This is a genomic window from Iodidimonas nitroreducens (assembly GCA_000710935.1).
In the GTDB taxonomy this organism is placed as follows: Bacteria; Pseudomonadota; Alphaproteobacteria; order Sphingomonadales; family Rhodothalassiaceae; genus Iodidimonas; species Iodidimonas nitroreducens.
In genome coordinates this window covers 1-20513 of sequence record BAYV01000027.1, presented here as the reverse complement: position 1 = coordinate 20513, position 20513 = coordinate 1, and the positions used below count along the sequence as shown (strand labels likewise).

The window sequence follows — 20513 nt, the reverse complement described above, 5'->3', positions numbered from 1 at the left end:
GGGGGCGAGGCTGGCAAGGGCCGGAGATTCTGGCGGAGATTCTGGCAATGATTCTGGCGATGATTTTGGCAGAGATTATGAATGAGCGGCATTGAAGCCGGGCCCGGCGCGGTTTACAAGGGGCTATGATTGAACCCAGCCACAATATTCATGAATTTACGGTTTCGGAACTGGCTGGCGCCCTGAAGCGCACGGTGGAAGATACCTATGGCCATGTGCGCCTGCGCGCCGAGTTGTCTGGGGTAAAGCTCCATGGATCGGGCCATCTGTATCTGAGCCTGAAGGATGATCGCGCCGCCATTGATGGGGTGTGCTGGCGCGGGGTGGTGGCAAAGCTCGGCTTTCGTCCTGAAGATGGGCTCGAGGTGTTGGTCACCGGCAGGCTCAGCACCTATCCTGCGCGCTCCAAATATCAGATGGTGATCGAACAGATGGAGCCAGCAGGGGCGGGGGCCCTGATGGCGCTTTTAGAGGCGCGGAAGAAAAAGCTTGCCGCTGAAGGGCTTTTTGCCAGCGAGCGCAAGCGGCCCTTGCCCTATCTGCCGCAGGTGATTGCGATTGTCACCTCGCCCACGGGGGCGGTGATCCGGGATATTCTGCACCGCTTATCGGATCGCTTTCCGCGCCGGGTGATGCTTTGGCCGGTGCCGGTTCAGGGCGAGGGGGCGGCCGAGAAAATCGCCGCCGCCATTCGCGGTTTCAATCAGCAGGCAGACCGTGGGGCCATCCCCCGGCCCGATGTGATGATCGTGGCGCGGGGTGGCGGTTCGATCGAGGATTTGTGGGCCTTCAACGAAGAAGCGGTGGTGCGGGCGGTGGCCGAAAGCGCCATCCCGGTCATTTCGGCGGTGGGGCATGAAACCGATACCACCCTGATCGATCATGCCTCTGATCGTCGCGCCCCCACGCCCACGGCGGCGGCGGAAATGGCGGTGCCCGTGCGCAGCGAATTGCTGGCGCAACTGGCCCAGCTCAATCATCGCCTTGATCATGGGAAATCGCGGTTTTTTGTGCGGCTGGCCGATCAAATACACAGCCTGGGCCGTGGCTTGCCTCGACCACAGGATCTTTTGGGGCTTTCCCGGCAAAAGCTCGATGATCTGGCGGATCGCCTGCCCCGGGGCTTGCGCTTTGTGGCGCAAAATCGGCGGCTGGCTTTGGGGCAGGTGGCCCCGGCTCTTGGCCCGGCCCGGCTGCAGCAGATGCTGGTTTATAAACGCCATGAAATGCAGGCGGTTGGCCGCCGATTGGAGCCCGCGCAAAAGCAGATTTTAACCGGCGGCGCGCAGCAGATCAGCGCCCTTTCCCGGCTTTTGCAAAGCCTGAGCTATCAGGGCGTGCTGGCGCGCGGCTATGCGGTTTTGCGTGATGAGGCGGGCCGCCCGATCAGCGAGATTGCCGCCCTGAAGCCCGGCACGCCGGTCGAGGCCGAATTGCATGATGGTCGGGCGCGGCTTCTGGTTGAAGCGAAGATCGCGCGATCCAAGGCCGAAGCCCCAGCGAAAGCCCCAACAAAACCTAAAGCCAAACCCAAAAGCACGGCCGGGCAAGGATCATTGTTTTAAAGGCAGGGATCACTGTTTTAAGCGCTAAAGCAGGCTGTGCATTTCGGTGATGCGGGCTTCGGCCTCGGCGATGGTGCGGCGGATAATCTCGGCGGCGGGCACGATATCATGGATGGCGCCGGTGCCCTGGCCTGCGGGCAGGCAATCGCGGGCAATATCCAATGGCTCCAATATCCCGGCGATGCCGCCTAAAACTCCGGCCTGCTGGCTCATCATCGCCTGCATGGGAAAGGGCTGAATATCCTGGGGGCGGTTTTCCCAATCCGCCACATAAGCATTCTGCACCACCCGCATGGGCTTGCCGGAATAGCAGCGGGTGACGATGGTATCGGCCTCGTTCGCGGTGATCAGGCGATTTTTATAGGCCGCCCCGGCATGGGCTTCGCTGGAAGCGATGAACCTTGTGCCCATCCACACCCCCGCAGCGCCCAAAGCCAGCGCCGCCGCCAATCCCCGGCCATCCACAATGCCCCCTGCCCCCAAAACCGGGATGGAAACGGCATCCACGATCTGCGGGATCAGCGCCATCCCCGCCACCTTGCCGGTATGGCCTCCGGCTTCGGTGCCTTGGGCGATCACGATATCAACGCCCGCATCCTCGGCCTTTTTGGCATGATCAACCTTGCCGCACATGCTCATCACCAAAAGCCCGGCTTCATGCAGCCGTTCGATGATCGCTGTGGGCACCCCAAGCCCGGCAATGAAGGAGGATGCGCCTTCTTCGATGATCACATCCACCGATTGGGTCAGGGACTGGGGCAGGGCGGTGAGCAGATCAACGCCAAAGGGCTTATCGGTCAGGGTGCGCACCCGGCGCATCTGATCGCGGATGTCATCGGGCCCCAGCATCGCCATGCCAAGGGTGCCATAGCCCCCCGCTTCGGAAACGGCTGCGCACAGCTCGGCATAGGAAACCCCGCCCATCCCGGCGAGCAGGATGGGATGATCGATTTTCAGTTGATTACAGATCGGCGTTTTCAACGGCATTGCATTTCCCCCAACACATGGTTGACTTGCCAGCCCGGCACGCGCAAGAGCATAAAGGCGCAGGGCACGCTGTCGCCATCCCGTTTTTGGCGGGTGCGTGGCGACGGGGAAGAGGACCATCAAAGGATCATGGATAGCACAAAAGACCCAACACCGGTCCCCGTTTCACCGGAAAGCCCTGCTGAAAATGCAGGAGAAACCCCCGATCTGAACTGGGTGCAATGGCGTTTGAGGCGGCATCTCACCGAATTGCTGCGCCTGTCGGCCCCGGCGATGGCCACCCGGCTTGGCATATTGGCGCTGGGTTTTGTGGATACGGTGATGGTCAGCCGCTATGCCACCGCCGAACTCGCCTGGCTGTCCTTGGCCAATCGGTCGGTGATCTCGTTTCTGCTGGTGGTGGCCATCGGTCTGTTGATGGGGGTGATCGTGTGCACGGCTTCGGCCTATGGCCGGGGCGATGAAGCCGAATGTGGCCGGGTGTGGCGGCGCTCCATGCCCTATGCTCTGTGGATTGGTGGCATCATGCTGCTGTTATCCCTGCCCGCGCATTTTTGGATGCGGCTTTTGGCTGCCGATCCGGTGATTGCTGCGCAATCGGCGGATCTGGTGATCATTTTGGGGCTGGGCCTGCCCGCGCATCTGATCTTTTTCTGCTGCACCGGCTTTTTGGAAGGTATCAGAAAACCAATCATCCCGATGCTGGCGCTGATTGGGGCGAATGGCGTTAATGTGTTTTTGAATTATGGGCTGATCTATGGCCATTATGGCTTCCCCGAAATGGGGGCGGCGGGATCGGCCATCACCTCAACCTCGGTGCGCTGGGTGCTCGCCTTCATGCTTTTGGCCTATTTATGGTATGCCCCGGCCATGCAGCGCTTTGGCCTGCGCCGGCCCCATGGCCTATCTTGGCGCGATTGGGCCCATCAGCGCACCATCGGCTATGCCTCGGCGGTCAGCATCGGGGCCGAGGTGGGGGCTTTTTCCGGGCTTGTGGTGATTGCGGAAAAGCTGGGGGCTTTAAGCCTTGCCGGGCAGGAAATCGTGTTCAATGTGCTGTCTTTGCCCTTCATGGTGGCGGTGGGCATTGGTTCGGCCACGGCGGTGCGGGTGGGGATTTCCCATGGGCGCGGCGATCCTCTCGATACCGCCCTTGCGGGATGGACGGGGCTTTTCCTGTCGTTTCTGCTGATGGCGGCGGCGGCTTTGGTGATTCATGCCGTTCCCGAATGGATCTATGCCCTTCATTCCGATGATAAGCTGCTGGCGGCGATCACTATTCCGGCGATCATCTTTGTGGCTTATGTCACCATTTTCGATGGCGGGCAGGCGGTGATTTCCATGGGCTTGCGCGGTTTGGGGGAAACCTGGTGGCCCACCGCCATTCAGGGCGTGGCCTATCTGGGATTGATGCTGCCCCTGTCGTGGTTTTTGGCGGTGACCATGGGGCATGGCCTGATCGGATTGCTAGAAGCCACCCTCATTGCCAGTATTTTTTCGGTCATTGTGCAGTCGATCCGCTTCTGGTGGCTAACCGGGCGTGAAAAAGCCTTTGAAAGCAGTGCCGGATAAAATCGGCTGAGGCTTTTCTTCGCAAGATCACATATTTCAATTGACAAGCTGTTTTTGATCCTTAGTTTCCCCGGTGGGCCACGCCTCCCCAATGAGGCGCGCGCTCTCTGTAAGGAGAGGAAACAGAATGAAACCGACGAACCGTCCTGCGCGGCCCCTGTTTTCATCAGGGCCCTGCGCCAAACGGCCGGGATGGACGCCCGCCGCTCTTGCCGATGCACCCATTGGCCGTTCCCACCGCTCGAAGATCGGTAAGAAAAAGCTTGCCGCTGCCATCGAAAAAACCCGTGAAATCTTAGGCATTCCCGCTGATTATCAGATCGGCATCGTTCCCGGCTCCGATACCGGTGCCGTTGAATTGGCGATGTGGAATTTTCTGGGGGCTCGCCCCGTTGATCTGGTGGCTTGGGAAAGCTTTGGCGAAGGTTGGGTAACCGATGCGGTCAAGCAGCTTCGCCTGTCAAATACTCGGGTGCTGACCGCCGATTATGGCCAGATCGTTGATCTGTCGCAGATTGATCCGCGCCATGATGTGGTTTTCACATGGAATGGCACCACCTCGGGGGTGCGCGTGCCCAATGGCGATTGGATCGCCGATGATCGCGAGGGGCTGACCATCTGCGATGCCACCTCGGCGGCTTTTGCCCAGCATCTGCCTTGGTCAAAGCTCGATGTCACCACCTTTTCATGGCAAAAAGTGCTGGGTGGGGAAGCCGCTCATGGGATGCTGGTTTTATCCCCCCGCGCGGTGGAACGGCTGCGCAGCTATACGCCCGCATGGCCCCTGCCGAAGATTTTTCGCATCAAAAAGGGCAATGATCTCAATACGGGGATCTTCAAGGGCGAAACTATCAATACGCCCTCGATGTTGTGTGTTGAAGATTATCTCGATGCCCTTGGCTGGTCGGAAAGCATTGGCGGGCTGGATGCCCTGATTGCGCGGGCCGATGCCAATCTGGCGATTGTTGCAGATTGGGTGTCGCGCACCGATTGGGTGGATTTTCTGGCTGCCGATCCGGCGACCCGCTCCAACACCTCGGTGTGTTTATCGATCATCGATCCCTGGTTTATCGCCCTTGATGGCGATCAGCAGGCATCTTTGGCGAAGGCCATTGCGGCCATCCTTGATCGCGAAGGCGTGGCCTTTGATATCGGTGGCTATCGCGATGCCCCCCCCGGCCTGCGCATCTGGTGCGGCGGCACGGTTGAAGCATCGGATCTAAAGGCCCTGATGCCATGGCTGGATTGGGCCTATGCCACGGTGAAGGCGCAAGCGGGCGATGATCAGGGCTGAGTGCCCCCCCGTTGCCGATGAAAGATGCCGATGATCGGGCCAAAGGCCCAAGTCGCTTATGATCGGGCCAAAGGCCCGCTCAGCACGGATTTAACCGCGATATTTGATCTCATTATGTGGCGCCCCCATGGCAGCCGCCTATAAAGGATGAACCTATGCCTAAAGTTTTGATTGCCGATAAAATGAGCCCTCGCGCGGCGGAGATTTTCCGTGAGCGTGGGGTTGAAGTTGATGAAAAGCCCGGTCTGGATAAGGATGAATTGGCCGCGATCATCGGGCACTATGATGGCCTTGCCGTGCGCTCATCCACCAAAGCCACGGCAAAGCTTCTGGAAGCCGCCGGCAATCTGAAGGTCATCGGCCGGGCCGGGATCGGGATCGATAATATCGATCTGGCGGCCGCCACCAATCATGGCATCGTGGTGATGAACACGCCCTTTGGCAATTCCATCACCACCGCCGAACATGCCATTGCGATGATGTTTTCGCTGGCCCGGCAGATCCCCGATGCCAATGCCTCGACCCATGCCGGAAAATGGGAAAAATCGGGCTTCATGGGGGTGGAGCTCGCCGGGAAATCCCTTGGCATCGTGGGCTGCGGCAATATCGGTTCCATCGTTGCCGATCGCGCCCAGGGCCTGAAAATGCGGGTGCTGGCCTTTGATCCCTATCTTTCAGCCGAGCGGGCCAAGGAAATGGGCGTCACCAAGCTCGAATTGGATGAGGTGCTCAAGCGCGCCGATTTCATCACGCTCCACACGCCGCTCACCGATAAAACCCGCAATATCATCGATGAACGGGCTTTGGGCCTGATGAAAAAAGGGGCGCGGATCATCAATTGCGCCCGGGGCGGGCTGATCGATGAAGTGGCGCTGAAAAAAGCTCTGGAAAGCGGCCATATCGCCGGGGCAGCCTTGGATGTCTTTGCCCAGGAACCAGCCACCGATAATCCGCTTTTTGGCACCCCCAATCTGATCGCAACCCCGCATCTGGGGGCTTCCACCACCGAAGCGCAGGTGAATGTGGCCATTCAGGTGGCGGAACAGATGGCAGATTATCTCCTCACCGGTGGGGTGACCAATGCCCTTAATATGCCTTCGATGACTGCCGAAGAAGCCCCCCGGCTTCAGCCCTATATGGCTTTGGCGCGGCAGATTGGTGGCTTTGCCGGGCAGCTCACCCGCAATGGCGTGACCAAAGTGACCATCGAATATGAAGGCCATGTGGCAGGCCTCAATACCCGCCCCTTAACAGCGGTGGTGCTGGAAGGGCTTTTAAAGCCCATTCTGGAATCGGTGAATATGGTCAATGCGCCGGTGATTGCGCGGGAACGCGATATCGATGTATCGGAAGTGGTGCATGAACGTGAAGGCGATTATCACACCCTGATTCGCCTGACCGTGACCACCGATGCTCAGACCCGGACCGTTGCCGGGACCCTGTTTTCGAATCGGGCGCCGCGGATCGTTGAGGTGCATGGGGTGTCGCTCGAAGCCGAGCTTTCCGATCATATGCTTTATATCATCAATGATGATCGTCCCGGCTTTGTGGGGGCGCTGGGGGCCACTTTGGGCAAATATGATCTCAATATTGCCACCTTCAATCTTGGCCGATCACAAAAGGGCGGTTACGCAGTCGCTTTGATTGCCGTGGATCAGGAAATTTCCAAAGAGATGCTCGACGCGGTGCTTGCACTGGATTATGTCCAGCAGGCGACGTGTCTTCGCTTTTAAAGGCAAGCGCGCCTGAGCTGTTCTGATCAATGGCCTGGGCTGTTCTGATCAATGGCCTGAGCTGTTCTGATCAATTCTGATCAATGGAGAGTGGATCATCATGACTGCGCCCAACCGAGCCCCACGCGCCTTGTTGCCCGAAGGCTTGCGCGATGATCTGCCGCCCTGGGCGGAATATGAAGCGCAGATGGTGGATCGGCTGATGGCGGTGGCAGCCCAGCATGGCTATCGACGGGTTGCCCCGCCTTTGGTTGAATTTGAAGACAGCCTTTTGGCGTCCTCCGCTGATCAGCGCGCCCATTTCCCCGATCATGCGCAAGAGCGGATGGCCGAACGGGCGCAATCCATGTTTCGGCTGCTCGATCCGGTGAGCCAGAAAATGATGGCCGTGCGCTCGGATATGACCTTGCAGGTGGCGCGCATTGCCACCGCCCGAATGGGGGCATGGGGGCGGCCCTTGCGCCTGTCTTATGCGGGCCATGTTTTACGGGTGAAGGGCACCCAATTGCGTCCGGCGCGTCAATTTCGGCAGGCGGGGGTGGAATTGATCGGCTCTCGCAGCCTTAACGCCGATCTTGAAATCATCGCGCTGGCCACTCTGGCTTTGCGCGATCTGGGGATTGCCGGGCTTTCGGTCGATCTGGTTTCCCCCACCTTGGTGTCGGCGATTGCCCAGCAATTGGGGCTCGATGATGCTGCTGCCCATGAAGCCCGCCGGGCGCTGGATGCAAAAGATGCAGGGGCTCTGGCCGATTTCGGTGATGAAGCGCGCGGCCTTCTCACCGATCTGATGGCGGTGGCGGGATCAGCGGTCGAGGCCCTTGATCGCCTCGATGCCTTGCCGCTGATCGGCGAGGCGGCGGTGATCCGCGATAATCTGGGTGATCTGGCCCGGGCCGTTTCTGATCGCATCGATGATCTGGCGGTGACCATCGATCCCGGTGAAAGCCGGGGCTTTGAATTTCAAACCGGGGTGGGCTTTGCTTTTTTTGCCGCGCATGTCTCGGGCGAACTGGGCCGTGGCGGCCGTTATGAGGTGATCGCCCCCGATGGCCGCGAGGAAAGCGCCGTGGGCTTTTCCATGTATCTCGATAGCCTGTTGCGGGCGGTGCCGGAACCAACGGAAAAGCCGCGCATCTACCTTCCTTTCGGAACCGAAATGGCTGATGCCCAGCGCCTGCGGGTCGTGGGTTGGCGAACGGTGCAGGGTTTGGAGCCGGTGGATGATATCATTGTGCAGGCTGGCCTTGAAGGCTGCTCGCATGTCTATGAAAACGGATTGGCCCGGTCTCTTGATGATCGCACGCCACTGAGTGAGGAGTAACGGACGATGGCCAATGTCGTGGTGACGGGTTCGCAATGGGGCGATGAAGGAAAAGGCAAGATCGTTGATTGGCTGAGCGAACGCGCCGATGTGGTGGTGCGTTTTCAAGGGGGCCATAATGCCGGCCATACGCTGGTCATCAATGGGGTCGTCTATAAATTATCTTTGCTGCCCAGTGGTATCGTGCGTTCGGGAAAAATCTCGGTGATCGGCAATGGGGTGGTGATCGATCCCTGGGCGCTTAGGGATGAAATGGCGCGCCTGCGCGGGCAGGGTGTGGAGATTTCGCCCGATAATCTCAAAATCGCGGAAAACGCCACCCTCATCCTGCCCTTTCATCGCGAGCTTGATGCCCTGCGCGAAGATGCAACATCGGGCGTGAAGATCGGCACCACAAGGCGCGGCATTGGCCCAGCCTATGAAGATAAAGTGGGCCGCCGGGCTTTGCGGATGTGCGATCTGGCGGATCGCAAGGCGGTGGAAACCCGCCTCGATGGCCTGCTCACCCATCATAATGCCCTGCGCGCCGGATTGGGGGCCGAAGGCATCGATAAAGCCGCCCTCGCCGATGATCTGATGGCCATTGCGGGGGAAATTCTGCCCTATCTGGCGCCGGTGTGGCGCACCTTGGCCGAGGCCCGGGCGGCAGGAAAGCGCATTTTGTTTGAAGGGGCACAAGGCCAGATGCTCGATGTGGATCATGGCACTTATCCCTTTGTCACCTCATCCAATACCGTGGCGGGGCAAGCCGCAGGTGGTGCCGGTGTGGGGCCGGGCAGCCTCGATTATGTTTTGGGGATCACCAAGGCCTATACCACCCGCGTGGGATCGGGGCCTTTTCCCACGGAATTATCCGATGATGTGGGCCGCCGATTGGGCGAACGGGGCCGCGAATTCGGCACGGTCACCGGGCGATCGCGCCGCTGTGGCTGGTTTGATGCGGTGCTCGTGCGTCAGGCGGTGCAGATCGGTGGCATCGATGGCATTGCCCTGACCAAGCTCGATGTGCTCGATGGTCTGGATGAAGTGAAAATCTGCATCGGCTATCAGCTGAATGGAAAGAGGCTCGATTATCTGCCCTCCGATATGGAAGGTCAGGCGGCCGTGGAGCCGGTTTATGAATCCCTTGAAGGCTGGTCGGAAAGCACCGAAGGGGCGCGGAGCTGGGGCGATCTGCCCGCCACAGCAGTGAAATATGCCCGGCGGATCGAGGAACTGATCGGCGCTCCGGTGGCCATGCTGTCCACAAGCCCCGAGCGTGATGATACGATCCTGATGCGCGATCCCTTCCAATAAAAGGCCTTATCGAAGGGGGACCGTTTCCCTCGTAAAATCAGCGCAGGTTAACGCGTATTTAAGGGCCATTGAGTTTAAATCGGGATTAAATGATGATCCTGGTGAATAAAGCCCCATGGCCGAAGCAAATCTGCAAATCAGAAAAGATAAAATCCCGGGCCCATCCGCCGGGAAAGCTTCGGTTGAAAGCGGGGCCAAAGCCCCTCGATCAGCAGAGGATACGCCAGATGAAAAGGCTGGCGAAACGGCACAGGATCAGGCCGGCGGGGATGGGCAGGGATCATCTGCCGCCACCCTTTTGGATGGTCGTTATAAAATCAATCTCGATCGGCCTTTGGCCTGGCTCAGCAGCCCCTGCGCCGATGCCTATTCAGTTACCGATATCAAGGATCATGCGGCCAGCTTTTATGCCCTGATCATGCGGCCCGGCACCACCCATCGGGGCGACGTGCTGGATGCTCTTTTGAAAGCACCTACCACCAGTCTTCTCAATCCGGTGCGCAAACAGATCATGCGTCCGGTTCCCAAAGGGCCTGAACGTCTGGTGATCATGGTGCAGGCCCCCACCGGGCCATCTTTGAGCGAAGTGGCGGCCAAGAATGTCATCAGTGGCCATCATTTGCGCAAATATGTCATTCCCTCGCTCATTCAGGCGCTATCGGCCCTGCACGCCCGAGGCATCCCCCATCGCGCCATTCGCCCCGATAATATCTTTTTCACCAGTTCCGGGCTTGAAGATGTGGTTTTGGGGGAATGTTTCAGCGCCCCCCCGGCGGCGGCGCAGCCCACGCATTTCGAGCCGCTGGAGCGATCATCGGCAGATAGCCTGGGGCGGGGCGAGGGCAGCCTGCACTGCGATCTTTATGCCTTGGGGGCAACATTATTATCGTGCCATATCGGGCGTTTGCCGGATGCGGTGAAGGATCAGGACAAGATGTTTGCGGCCCGCATGGGACAGGGATCGTTCTGGGCCCATGCCGCAGGGGTAGAGGTGCCCGGGGTCATTGGCAATCTTTTGCGCGGCCTGCTCAATGATGATCAGGAAGAACGCTGGACCCTGAAAGAAGTGCGGGCCTGGGCGGAATCGACGATGCCCAATCGTCGCTCGGTGAATGTGCTATGGACCTTTGCACGGCCGGTCACTTTTCGCCGGATAAGCTATTCTGATCGGCGGCTTCTCGCCCGCGATTTCGCCCGCAATCCCCTGGATGCCGCGATTTTTTTGCGACAGATCGATTTTGTGTCCTGGGCGCAAAATATGATCACCACCGAGCTTTTCAGCGAAAAATTTGAAAAGCTGATCGATGTTCGGCGGGAAGGCGATCTATCGAGCGGGCGGCATGGGGATCATGCTTTGGTGGCGCGGGCCTGTGCCTATCTCGATCCCATGGGGCCCATGCGCTATCGCGGCATGTCGGTTTGTCTCGATGGAATCGGGCCGGCAATGGTCGATGCCTTTCATGCCGAAGATGAAACCCGCCAAGCCATCGTTTCGCATATTTTCGATAATAATGTGCTGCCAGCTATCGTTGAAATCACCCTTGATCGCAATCCCGCCGCCAATGCTTTGCAGATCGAATTGAGGCAGGCGGTGGATATGATGCGCCGGAATAAAGGCCGGATGGGGCTTTTGTGCATTTTATATAAGATGAACCCCAGCCTGCAATGCCTAAGCCCGCGCTTGAAGGATTATTGGATCACCTCGCCTAGGCGGTTGCTGATGGTTCTTGATCATGTGGCGAAAAACAGCTCCGAGCTATCGCCTTTGCTGGATGAGCATGTTCTGGCCTATTTCTGCGCCCATACCGAACAGGCCGAACGCTATGTGCGCCGCCTTGATATCAGCCGCCGGGATCCCGTGCAATTGATGGCGGCGGTGGCGGATCTTCTGGCCTTTTTGCAAAGCAAGCTGAAGGCGGGATTGCTGGTCAATCTCAGCGAACATCTGGTGAAAAGCCTGAAACCATTGGCGAACACCCTGAAAAGCCGCACCCGCCGCCGCATGGTGACAGAGCGCTTGGATGAACTGGCCAAAACCGGCGATTTGGGCAGGCTCACCGCGATCATTGATCTGGCGCATTTGAAAATGGTGGATTATCGCGGCTTTTCAGAAGCGAAAAACAAGGTTTTTCATCTGGAGCAGGCGATGAAGCGCCTGCGGCGTGGGGTGAAGCCATCGGATAAAGGGGCTCGTCTGGCTGGTTTTCGGGCGGCATCGGCGCTGGGCTGGCTGGTGGTTTTGATCACTATCAGCATTTTATCATTGCAGGCGCAATAAATGGCCAAAAAACCGACATCACCCAAAAAAACCAAAACAGGGGCAAAAAAAGCCTCGGCCCGGGGGGCGGGCGGCAAACGCTATGGCGGCGGCGGGCGGCTCATTGCTTATATGGCTTTTGCCGGGATGCTGTTCACGGCCCCACCGATTGCGGCTTTGCTGATCATCGGCCTGTTGCCCACATTGGTGCTGCTTTTGGCGGATGTGACGCCCGAGCGGGGGATCAGGCTCAATGCCATGTTTGCGTTCAATCTTTCGGGGGTTTTGCCCTATCTGGTAAAAATGTGGGAAGCGGGCCCCAGCTTCGTCTTGCTGATGGAGATTCTCACGGACCTGATGGCCTGGACGGTGATGCTGGGGGCTGCGGGGGCGGGGGCCGCGCTTTTATGGGTTTGCCCGGTCATCACCGCAGGCATCCAGCACTATCTTAATCAGGGCCATGCGGAACGCTTGGGCGAACAGCGCACAGCCATGATCAGGGAATGGGGGGAGGGCGTCTCCTCTTTGGAAGAACGCCCCGCCGATCCTTAGGGGGTCATGACCCTTGTTCAGGCCACAGGCTGATGATCGATCTCGGCGGTGCCATATTGCTTCAAGGCAGCATTGCGCATGGCCTTTTGCAGCTTTTCAAAGGCGCGCACCTCGATCTGGCGCACGCGCTCGCGGCTGATATCATAAACCTTCGATAAATCTTCCAAGGTCATCGGATCATCTTTCAGCCGCCGCTCGGTGAGGATATGACGTTCCCGCTCATTCAGGCTTTTCATCGATTCCAGCAGCATGAGCCGGCGATCATCAAGCTCTTCGCTTTCGGCATAGCGGCTTTCCTGATCGGGGGTATCATCTACCAGCCAATCCTGCCATTCGCCATCGCCATCGGCGCGCATGGGGGCATTGAGGGAATGATCGCCTGCCGACATGCGGCGGTTCATCGAAATCACCTCATCATGGGTGACCCCAAGCTTGGTGGCGATATGCTCCACCTGTTCGGGGCGCATATCCCCTTCATCCATGGCCTGAATCTGCCCCTTCATCCGGCGCAGATTGAAAAACAGCTTTTTCTGGGCGGCGGTGGTCCCGATCTTGACCAAAGACCATGAGCGCAGAATATATTCCTGAATGGCCGCCCGGATCCACCACATGGCATAGGTGGCCAAACGAAAACCTTTATCGGGATCAAAGCGCTTTACCGCCTGCATCATCCCCACATTGCCTTCAGAAATCAGCTCGGCCACCGGCAGGCCATAGCCGCGATAGCCCATGGCGATCTTGGCCACAAGGCGCAGATGGCTGGTCACCATCCGATGGGCGGCTTCGGAATCTTCATGCTCGGCCCAGGCTTTGGCCAGCATATATTCCTCATCGGGCTGAAGCATGGGAAATTTGCGAATTTCCTGCAAATAGCGCGTCAGGCTGCCTTCGGGGGAAAGGCTGGGAAGATTGATGTCGGCCATCATGTGGTCTCCTGATCTTGACAAGCGATCCTTCGCAGCTTTTGCCGCAGTCACCTGTTGATAACAGCCGGATGGGCCCGGTTCTGTTTTATCCGCTCAACTGTCGATTTCTTATACACTGGAAAAACGTCAGGCGCTGCCAAAACGTTCCAAAAGACGTTCAAGATTGTCCATATCATATGGCAAAGGGCTGCTGAATTTCAAGAATTGGCCGCTTTCGGGATGAATGAATCCCAGATCGGCGGCGTGCAGGGCCTGACGTTTGAAGCTGCTGATCGCCTGGGTCAGCAGGGGAGGGGTGCGGGCAGGCGGGCGCAGGCTGCGGCCATAAAGCGCATCCCCGATCAGGGCGGTGCCGATATGGGCCATATGCACCCGCACCTGATGGGTGCGCCCGGTTTCAAGGCGGCATTCCACTTTGGCGGCAAAAGGCGATCCCCCGGCCACCCACCATGCCGCCAGCATCTGATAATGGGTGATGGCGTGTTTGCCGCCCCGGTCCACCACAGCCATTTTCTTGCGATTGACCGGATGGCGGCCAATGGCCCCCTCGATGCGCCCTGCTTGGGCCGGGGGATGGCCCCGGGTGAAGGCGATATAGCGCCGTTCCACATCATGGGCGGCAAATTGTGCGGCCAGTCCCTGATGGGCCTGATCGGTTTTGGCGACCACCAGAAGGCCGCTGGTATCCTTGTCGATGCGGTGCACGATGCCGGGGCGGCGCACCCCGCCAATGCCCGAAAGGCTATCGGCGCAATGATAGAGCAGGGCATTCACAAGGGTGCCATCGGGCGCCCCGGGGGCGGGGTGCACCACCATGCCCACGGGCTTGTTGATCACGATCAGGGCCTGATCTTCATAAACGATATCAAGGGGGATATTTTGCGGCTGCGGTGTAGCGGCTTCGGGCTGCGGAAGATCGAGGCTGATCCGATCTTGCGGTTTGACGCTGGCCGAAGGGTTCAGTATCGTCTGCCCGTTCAAGGTGACGGCCCCGCTTTCGATCAGCCCCTTGATCCGCGAACGGGTGAGTTCGGCCACATGCGCGGTCAGCCAGCGATCAAGGCGATCCGGTGCCGATTGCGCATCGGCCATCCCGATGAAGCGGGTGTCGGCGCTGTCTGCTTCATCCTCAAGAAAGTCCGGGGGCGGAGGGGGGCGTGACATGGCAATCCTGATGGGGCTTTAAAATGCAAAAAAACGAAAAGAATCAGATCGGGGGCACAGTCCATCCCCCAGTCTCCCAAACTGTCGGCCAAACTGTCGCCCAAAGAGACGTTGATCGCCAGGACGCCAGCTTATCCGATCATCAGCGGCGCAATCGGCGCGCCCTTAAAATCATGCTGGTGGTTTCAATCATCACAGCCCTTGGGTTTGTGGGTTTGCTGGCCGCCATTCTTTACAAGATGATGGGGGATGGGGAAAGCCCCCGCGCGGCCCATTGGTCATCTTCCCAAGCGGGGGAAGTCGCACGGCCATGGGATGGCGGCAATCCCGGCTGGTTATGAACCACCTTCAGCTTGGCTCGCATCTTCTGGCGCAGATCGAGGATGCCGCCCGTGCCGCCGCCCCGGCGGAATGTTGCGGCCTGTTGATCGGGGTGGGGCGCAGGGTCACAAGGGCGGTGGCCTCAGCCAATAAGGCGGTAGAGCCCAACCGGTTCGAGCTGGATGCCGGGGTGCACCTGCGCTGGCAGCGTGACCTCAGGGGGCGGGATGAACAGATCATTGGGATTTATCATTCCCATCCGGGCGGGCTGGCCCGGCCATCATCCACCGATCTGGCCGCTGCCATCTATCCCGGCTGGATCTGGCTGATCACGGCCCTCTCGTCAAATCCGGCGAAAAAGGCGGGGGTGGCTGCGGCCATGGGGCAGGCCGCGTGCGTGACCACCGCCTGGCTTCACCGGCCCGGTGGGTCTTTCGAGCCGGTGGAGATCAGCCTGATTGATGGCAATTCAGATTAAGCGCAAAAACCGGGGATCATTCCCAGCCCTTAAGCTCATCCCCGGAAATCCAGGCCAGATGCAGCACATTGGTGGCCCCGGGGGTTCCAAAAGGCACACCTGCGGTGATGGCAATGCGATCCCCGCCGCTGACGAATTTATAGCGCAGAGCCATGCGCTTGGCCTTTTGATACATTTCCTCGAAACTATCGACATCGCGGGTTTTCACGGCAAATAATCCCCACACGATGCACAGCCTGCGGGCCACCCGTTCATTGGGGGTCAGCGCCATGATCGGCACGGAAGGCCGCTCGCGGGCGGCGCGCAGAGCCGTTGCCCCTGATGAGGTGAAGGTGACGATGGCTTTCGCTCCCACCGTTTCGCTCACCTGCCGGGCGGCGGCGGAAATGGCATCTTCTGCGGTGGCATGGGGCGTGAACACATTGGCCAGTGGGCGGTTCTTGCCGCGATCCCCTTCTTCTTTCACCGCGACTTTGGCCATCACGGTCACCGCTTCGATGGGATAATCCCCCACCGCCGATTCCGCCGACAGCATGATGGCATCCGCCCCATCATGCACGGCATTGGCCACATCCGAGACTTCGGCGCGGGTGGGCACCGGGGATTTGATCATCGATTCCAGCATCTGGGTGGCCACCACCACGGGCTTGCCCATTTCGCGGGCAGCGCGGATGATCTTGCGCTGGGCCCCGGGCACATCCTCAACCGGCAATTCCACGCCCAGATCGCCGCGTGCCACCATCACCGCATCGGCCAGTTCAACGATGGCTTCGATCCGGTCCACAGCGCTGGGCTTTTCGATCTTGGCCAAAACACCGGCGCGCCCGGCCACGATCTTTTTCGCTTCGGCCACATCTTCGGGGCGCTGCACAAAGGAAAGCGCCACCCAATCCACATTCTGATCAAGGGCAAAATCCAGATCGCGCAGATCCTTCGGCGTCAGCGCCGCCATGGGCAAAACGGCATCGGGCACATTCACGCCCTTGCGATTGGAAAGCGTGCCGCCCACCTGCACCCGGGTGACGATGGCCTGATCGCGGCGCTCGATCACCTCGAGCCTGATTTTGCCATCATCCAAAAGCACCTGCATGCCCGGCTCTAAAACCTCGATGATTTCGGCATGGGGCAGATAAACCCGTTTGCCATCGCCCGGTTCATCAACCAGATCAAGGGTGAAACGCTGTCCTTTCTTGAGCAGGATCGAGCCTTCGGCAAAGGTGGCGATGCGCAATTTGGGGCCCTGCAGATCGGCCATGATCGCGATGGGTCGCTTGATTTTTTTCTCGATTGCCCGGATTCGCGCCACAATATCGGCCTTGTCGGCATGATCGCCATGGCTCATATTCAGGCGGAACACATCAACGCCCGTGTGCCAGAGCTTTTCCAGCATTTCGGCGCTTGATGAGGCAGGACCAACGGTTGCAATGATTCGCGTGCGGCGAAGGCTTCTGTTTTCGGTAGGGGAATGGCTCGATGACATGGGGTCTCGCGCTTCGGTGAGTGGACAGGAAAGACTGAAGACCGATAGGCTTACCGATCAGACCGGAAAGGTCCAGCAATAATCTTTACAATCGGATGCACATTTTTGCGATGATGGATGAAAAGAGTGAGGCTCCGCGCATGTATCGGTCCGAAGGCCGGGGCGGCGTGCTGATTTTATGCGATCATGCCAGTGCCCATATCCCTGATGATTATGAGGGGCTTGGTCTTGATCGCGCGGTGCTCTCCACGCATATCGCGGTGGATATCGGGGCGGCAGAGGTCAGCCTTTTGCTTGCTGATCTCCTTGATGCACCGGCTCTTCTGGCCCCGGTTTCGCGCCTTGTGGTGGATCTCAATCGCGATCCCGAAACCCAGGATCCCTGCCCCCCGATCAGCGATGGCATTCCCATTCCCGGCAATACGGCCCTTGATGAAGCGGCCCGCGTCGCCCGCCTCGATCGCTGGTTTCACCCCTATCACAAAGCCGCCGAAGATCAGCTGGCCGCCATGATGGCGCGGGGTGAGCAGCCCATTGTCATCGGCCTCCACAGCTTTACCCCGGTGATGAAAGGGGAGCCGCGCCCGTGGCAGATCGGCTTTCTTTATGCCGGCGACAATCGCCTTTATCGGGCCATGCAGCCAAAACTGGCCAGCGATTGGGGCCTTCATGTGGGCGATAACCAGCCTTATTCAGGGGCCGAGCTTTATTATACCATGCACCGCCATGGGGAACGCCATGGCCTGATGCAGGCCACCATCGAAATCCGTCAGGATTTGATCGCCAACGCTGAAGGCCAAAGGCACTGGGCCGATATTCTGGCCCAGACCTTGCGGCCGCTTTTGCTTAAAAGGGCCCCCCTTCTGCCTAAAAAGGATTGAGGGTGCTTTCCCGGGTGATTTTATAGGAGCCGACATTGGCCCCCGCCCGCAGGCCCACACCCAGCCGGATGGGGGCAATGATCACATCGCCGCGCTGATGATAGGAAACCCCCAATCCGCCGATGAAGTAGAATTGCCCTTCCACCTGCGGAAAACGGCGATAGATATCGGCGGTATCATAAAGATTATAAACCAGCGTAAACACCTTGGCGGCATCGCCCCCCACATCAAAGCCGATGGATGGCCCGGTCCAGTGCACCGGCATGGCGCCTTCGATCTTGTGATGCAAGGTGCCATTGCCATAGCGCAGGCCCACGATCAGGGCGCCCCCCGCTTCTTCGCCCGCGATATAGGCATTGGGCCGCCCCAGATCGGCGAAAATGGCTTCGATGATGCCACCAAGGCCCTCGGCCCCTTCGCCGAACACATCTTTGCTGGCATCCAGAATCGTGCGCTGATCAAAGCTGTTATCATCGGTTTGCTGGGTTCGGTCGGTTCTTGGGGTTGCCCCATCATTGCTTGTCGAGGCGCAGGCCGACAGAAGGGCAAAAAACAGGCCGATCGTGGCCCACCGCAAAGATGCGGGAACAGTCTTGATCATCATGTGAGCTTTCAGCATAAAATTCGCTTTGGATAAAAAGGGCGGAAAAGGTTTCAGACCCTAACATGATTGCAGGAAGATGCGGCATAAGTTTGGCATCCTTGGGCGGAGACAGGATGCGAGACATCACGCTGTCCTCGCCCTATCCTCACAGCCCATCCTCACAGCCCATCCTCACAGCAGTGGGAGGCCATGCGTGTTTCGATTGCGCCCTTTGGCCAAGTGCCTACAATCAGGCCCAAGGATCACAAGAATTGATGGATCAAGAAGGGGAGTATGATGCAAGGATTGATGCAGGATTGGCCGCTTTTGCAATCGAAATTGATCGACCATGCCGCACGGGCCCATCCCGAACGGGAAATTGTCACCTATTCCGTTGAAGGGCCGGTTCACCGCACCAATTACCGGGAATTGCATCTGCGATCAAAAAAATTGGCGCAGGCCATGCAGCGCCTAGGTGTTGGGCTTGGGGATCGTGTGGGCACGCTGGCGTGGAACACATGGCGGCATGTGGAATTGTGGTTCGGGGTCTCGGGCATGGGGGCGGTGGCGCATACCATCAATCCGCGCCTTTTTGCCGAACAGATCACCTATATCGCCAATCATGCCGGCGATAAGGTGCTGTGCCTCGATCTCACCTTCATTCCGCTGATCGAACCCCTGCTCGATCAGCTGCAATCCATCGAACATTTCATCATCATGACGGATCGGGCGCATATGCCCGCTGCCACCAAAATTCCCAATCCTTTGTGCTATGAAGATCTCATTGCCCATGAAGATGGGGCCTATTCATGGCCCGATCTGGATGAAAATACCGCCGCCGGTCTTTGTTATACATCCGGAACGACAGGCGATCCAAAAGGTGTTTTATATTCACATCGGTCGAATCTGTTGCATACCTTCGCCGCCGCTGCCACCGATACGCTGGGGGTCAGCGCCCGGGATGCGGTTTTGCCGGTGGTGCCGATGTTTCATGCCAATAGCTGGGGCGTGCCCTATCTGGCAGCGATGGTGGGGGCAAAGCTGGTGCTGAATGGTCCCCATCATGATCCCGAAACCATGTGGACCCTTCTGGATAGCGAACGGGTGAGTGTCACCGCAGCGGTGCCAACCGTGTGGCTGGCTTTGCTCACCTATCTGCGGGCCAGCGGTAAATCCTTGCCATATCTCAAGAATGTCACCATCGGCGGCTCGGCGGCCCCGCGTTCGATGATCGAAGCGTTCGAGCGCGATTATGATGTGCGGGTCTGCCATGCCTGGGGGATGACCGAATTAAGCCCATTGGGCACCGTGGGCACCCATAATGCCCAGACCGCCGAACTCGATTTTGATGGCCGGATGGATGTGCAGTGCAAGCAGGGCCGTGCTGTTTTCGGCGTTGAAATGCGTATCGTCGATTCTGAAGGTCATATTCTGCCCCATGATGGCAAGGCATCGGGGCATTTGCAGGTGCGCGGACCGTGGACGGCCAAAGCCTATTTCAATCGTGATGACGAAATTCTTGATATGGATGGATTTTTCGATACCGGCGATGTCTCACAAATCGATACCTATGGCTTCATGCAGATCACCGATCGCTCGAAAGACGTGATCAAATCGGGGGGGGAATGGATCAGCTCCATCGATCTTGAAAATGCTGCCGTGGGCCACCCGGATGTGCGGGAAGCGGCGGTGATCGGGATCGCGCATCCCAAATGGGATGAACGCCCCTTGCTCATTATCGTGCCCGAACCGGGGAAAAGCATCAGCAAGGATGACATGCTGGCCTATCTGCACGGGCGGGTGGTGAAATGGTGGATGCCCGATGATGTGGTCTGCCGCGATAGCATTCCCCATACCGCCACCGGCAAAATCCATAAAATGGCCCTGCGTGAACAATTCCGCGATTATCGCTTTCCGGGCTAGCTTTGCGGTCCATCTTTGTTTGCTGACCAGCGTCCGGCGCGGCGCAAGTTGATGGCGTCAAATAAAAATCGTCACCCCGGGCTTGACCCGGGGTCCATTCTTTCCCACCCTCCGCCCTCCAAAGATGGATCCCTGTGTGTTGGAGCTGTGATATGATGGGTGCGGGCGGGAGATCGT

Annotated in this window: 17 protein-coding genes; 12 read left to right on the top strand and 5 right to left on the bottom strand. The window is 58.7% G+C overall.

Features of this window, described 5'->3' with window-relative positions; translation table 11 throughout:
- The first annotated feature begins 125 nt into the window (after nucleotides 1-125).
- Complete coding sequence (gene xseA, locus AQ1_RS10445) at nucleotides 126-1565, top strand: exodeoxyribonuclease VII large subunit (protein WP_042086994.1); 1440 nt, start codon at nucleotides 126-128, stop codon at nucleotides 1563-1565.
- Between the two features lie 24 nt (nucleotides 1566-1589).
- Here xseA and AQ1_RS10440 read toward each other — a convergent pair whose 3' ends face one another.
- Nucleotides 1590-2552, bottom strand: a complete 963-nt coding sequence (locus AQ1_RS10440; RefSeq protein ID WP_042087045.1) for an NAD(P)H-dependent flavin oxidoreductase — start codon at nucleotides 2550-2552, stop codon at nucleotides 1590-1592.
- A 129-nt stretch (nucleotides 2553-2681) separates the two neighbouring features.
- On the opposite strand from AQ1_RS10440, the gene AQ1_RS10435 reads away from it, so the two are divergent.
- From AQ1_RS10435 to AQ1_RS10405, 7 genes are all read left to right on the top strand, one after another.
- On the top strand, nucleotides 2682-4124 hold the full coding sequence (locus tag AQ1_RS10435; protein ID WP_052371206.1) for an MATE family efflux transporter: 1443 nt from the start codon (nucleotides 2682-2684) through the stop codon (nucleotides 4122-4124).
- A gap of 127 nt (nucleotides 4125-4251) precedes the next feature.
- Nucleotides 4252-5418 carry a phosphoserine transaminase gene (locus tag AQ1_RS10430; RefSeq protein WP_042086993.1) on the top strand — a complete coding sequence of 389 codons (1167 nt, stop codon included), beginning with the start codon at nucleotides 4252-4254 and terminating at the stop codon, nucleotides 5416-5418.
- Between the two features lie 155 nt (nucleotides 5419-5573).
- Nucleotides 5574-7151 carry a phosphoglycerate dehydrogenase gene (gene serA / locus AQ1_RS10425; RefSeq protein WP_042086991.1) on the top strand — a complete coding sequence of 526 codons (1578 nt, stop codon included), beginning with the start codon at nucleotides 5574-5576 and terminating at the stop codon, nucleotides 7149-7151.
- 100 nt (nucleotides 7152-7251) lie between these two features.
- Entirely contained in the window at nucleotides 7252-8475 is a 1224-nt protein-coding gene (locus AQ1_RS10420; protein WP_042086990.1) for an ATP phosphoribosyltransferase regulatory subunit, read from the top strand.
- A 6-nt stretch (nucleotides 8476-8481) separates the two neighbouring features.
- On the top strand, nucleotides 8482-9771 hold the full coding sequence (locus tag AQ1_RS10415; RefSeq protein ID WP_042086988.1) for an adenylosuccinate synthase: 1290 nt from the start codon (nucleotides 8482-8484) through the stop codon (nucleotides 9769-9771).
- Between the two features lie 115 nt (nucleotides 9772-9886).
- Nucleotides 9887-12049, top strand: coding sequence for a protein kinase family protein (locus AQ1_RS10410; RefSeq protein ID WP_042086987.1), 2163 nt, complete (start codon nucleotides 9887-9889; stop codon nucleotides 12047-12049).
- Nucleotides 12050-12580 carry a hypothetical protein gene (locus AQ1_RS10405; RefSeq protein WP_042086985.1) on the top strand — a complete coding sequence of 177 codons (531 nt, stop codon included), beginning with the start codon at nucleotides 12050-12052 and terminating at the stop codon, nucleotides 12578-12580.
- Between the two features lie 17 nt (nucleotides 12581-12597).
- Here AQ1_RS10405 and rpoH read toward each other — a convergent pair whose 3' ends face one another.
- On the bottom strand, nucleotides 12598-13506 hold the full coding sequence (gene rpoH / locus AQ1_RS10400; RefSeq protein ID WP_042086984.1) for an RNA polymerase sigma factor RpoH: 909 nt from the start codon (nucleotides 13504-13506) through the stop codon (nucleotides 12598-12600).
- A 126-nt stretch (nucleotides 13507-13632) separates the two neighbouring features.
- Nucleotides 13633-14670, bottom strand: a complete 1038-nt coding sequence (locus tag AQ1_RS10395; protein ID WP_042086982.1) for an RluA family pseudouridine synthase — start codon at nucleotides 14668-14670, stop codon at nucleotides 13633-13635.
- Between the two features lie 23 nt (nucleotides 14671-14693).
- Here AQ1_RS10395 and AQ1_RS10390 point away from each other — a divergent pair, with 23 nt between their 5' ends.
- Together AQ1_RS10390 and AQ1_RS10385 are read left to right on the top strand one after the other, a co-directional pair.
- A complete protein-coding gene (locus AQ1_RS10390; RefSeq protein ID WP_042086981.1) occupies nucleotides 14694-15011 on the top strand; it encodes a hypothetical protein in 318 nt (105 codons plus the stop codon).
- Nucleotides 15008-15469, top strand: a complete 462-nt coding sequence (locus tag AQ1_RS10385) for a M67 family metallopeptidase (RefSeq protein ID WP_052371204.1) — start codon at nucleotides 15008-15010, stop codon at nucleotides 15467-15469. Before AQ1_RS10390 ends, AQ1_RS10385 begins: the two co-directional genes overlap by 4 nt.
- Nucleotides 15470-15485: 16 nt before the next feature.
- Here the strand turns inward: AQ1_RS10385 and pyk are convergent, their stop codons facing one another.
- Nucleotides 15486-16949: a pyruvate kinase gene (gene pyk / locus AQ1_RS10380; RefSeq protein WP_042086980.1), complete on the bottom strand. Its 1464-nt coding sequence runs from the start codon at nucleotides 16947-16949 to the stop codon at nucleotides 15486-15488.
- Nucleotides 16950-17059: 110 nt separating this feature from the next.
- Between pyk and AQ1_RS10375 the strand changes: the two genes are divergently transcribed.
- Nucleotides 17060-17830 (top strand): N-formylglutamate amidohydrolase, encoded by a 771-nt coding sequence (locus tag AQ1_RS10375; RefSeq protein WP_042087038.1) that lies wholly within the window; start codon nucleotides 17060-17062, stop codon nucleotides 17828-17830.
- Here AQ1_RS10375 and AQ1_RS10370 read toward each other — a convergent pair.
- Complete coding sequence (locus tag AQ1_RS10370) at nucleotides 17817-18449, bottom strand: DUF1134 domain-containing protein (RefSeq protein ID WP_052371202.1); 633 nt, start codon at nucleotides 18447-18449, stop codon at nucleotides 17817-17819. The two genes, AQ1_RS10375 and AQ1_RS10370, sit on opposite strands and share 14 nt — an antisense overlap.
- 261 nt (nucleotides 18450-18710) lie before the next feature.
- Here AQ1_RS10370 and AQ1_RS10365 point away from each other — a divergent pair, with 261 nt between their 5' ends.
- Nucleotides 18711-20336 carry a long-chain-fatty-acid--CoA ligase gene (locus AQ1_RS10365; RefSeq protein WP_042087035.1) on the top strand — a complete coding sequence of 542 codons (1626 nt, stop codon included), beginning with the start codon at nucleotides 18711-18713 and terminating at the stop codon, nucleotides 20334-20336.
- The last annotated feature ends 177 nt before the right edge of the window (nucleotides 20337-20513 follow it).

What these genes read in the sequence shown, in the direction of transcription:
- xseA (WP_042086994.1), top strand. Translation starts at nt 126, where the DNA reads ATGATTGAACCCAGCCACAATATTCATGAATTTACGGTTTCGGAACTG.
- AQ1_RS10440 (WP_042087045.1), bottom strand. Translation starts at nt 2,552, where the DNA reads ATGCCGTTGAAAACGCCGATCTGTAATCAACTGAAAATCGATCATCCC.
- AQ1_RS10435 (WP_052371206.1), top strand. Translation starts at nt 2,682, where the DNA reads ATGGATAGCACAAAAGACCCAACACCGGTCCCCGTTTCACCGGAAAGC.
- AQ1_RS10430 (WP_042086993.1), top strand. Translation starts at nt 4,252, where the DNA reads ATGAAACCGACGAACCGTCCTGCGCGGCCCCTGTTTTCATCAGGGCCC.
- serA (WP_042086991.1), top strand. Translation starts at nt 5,574, where the DNA reads ATGCCTAAAGTTTTGATTGCCGATAAAATGAGCCCTCGCGCGGCGGAG.
- AQ1_RS10420 (WP_042086990.1), top strand. Translation starts at nt 7,252, where the DNA reads ATGACTGCGCCCAACCGAGCCCCACGCGCCTTGTTGCCCGAAGGCTTG.
- AQ1_RS10415 (WP_042086988.1), top strand. Translation starts at nt 8,482, where the DNA reads ATGGCCAATGTCGTGGTGACGGGTTCGCAATGGGGCGATGAAGGAAAA.
- AQ1_RS10410 (WP_042086987.1), top strand. Translation starts at nt 9,887, where the DNA reads ATGGCCGAAGCAAATCTGCAAATCAGAAAAGATAAAATCCCGGGCCCA.
- AQ1_RS10405 (WP_042086985.1), top strand. Translation starts at nt 12,050, where the DNA reads ATGGCCAAAAAACCGACATCACCCAAAAAAACCAAAACAGGGGCAAAA.
- rpoH (WP_042086984.1), bottom strand. Translation starts at nt 13,506, where the DNA reads ATGATGGCCGACATCAATCTTCCCAGCCTTTCCCCCGAAGGCAGCCTG.
- AQ1_RS10395 (WP_042086982.1), bottom strand. Translation starts at nt 14,670, where the DNA reads ATGTCACGCCCCCCTCCGCCCCCGGACTTTCTTGAGGATGAAGCAGAC.
- AQ1_RS10390 (WP_042086981.1), top strand. Translation starts at nt 14,694, where the DNA reads ATGCAAAAAAACGAAAAGAATCAGATCGGGGGCACAGTCCATCCCCCA.
- AQ1_RS10385 (WP_052371204.1), top strand. Translation starts at nt 15,008, where the DNA reads ATGAACCACCTTCAGCTTGGCTCGCATCTTCTGGCGCAGATCGAGGAT.
- pyk (WP_042086980.1), bottom strand. Translation starts at nt 16,949, where the DNA reads ATGTCATCGAGCCATTCCCCTACCGAAAACAGAAGCCTTCGCCGCACG.
- AQ1_RS10375 (WP_042087038.1), top strand. Translation starts at nt 17,060, where the DNA reads ATGATGGATGAAAAGAGTGAGGCTCCGCGCATGTATCGGTCCGAAGGC.
- AQ1_RS10370 (WP_052371202.1), bottom strand. Translation starts at nt 18,449, where the DNA reads ATGCTGAAAGCTCACATGATGATCAAGACTGTTCCCGCATCTTTGCGG.
- AQ1_RS10365 (WP_042087035.1), top strand. Translation starts at nt 18,711, where the DNA reads ATGCAAGGATTGATGCAGGATTGGCCGCTTTTGCAATCGAAATTGATC.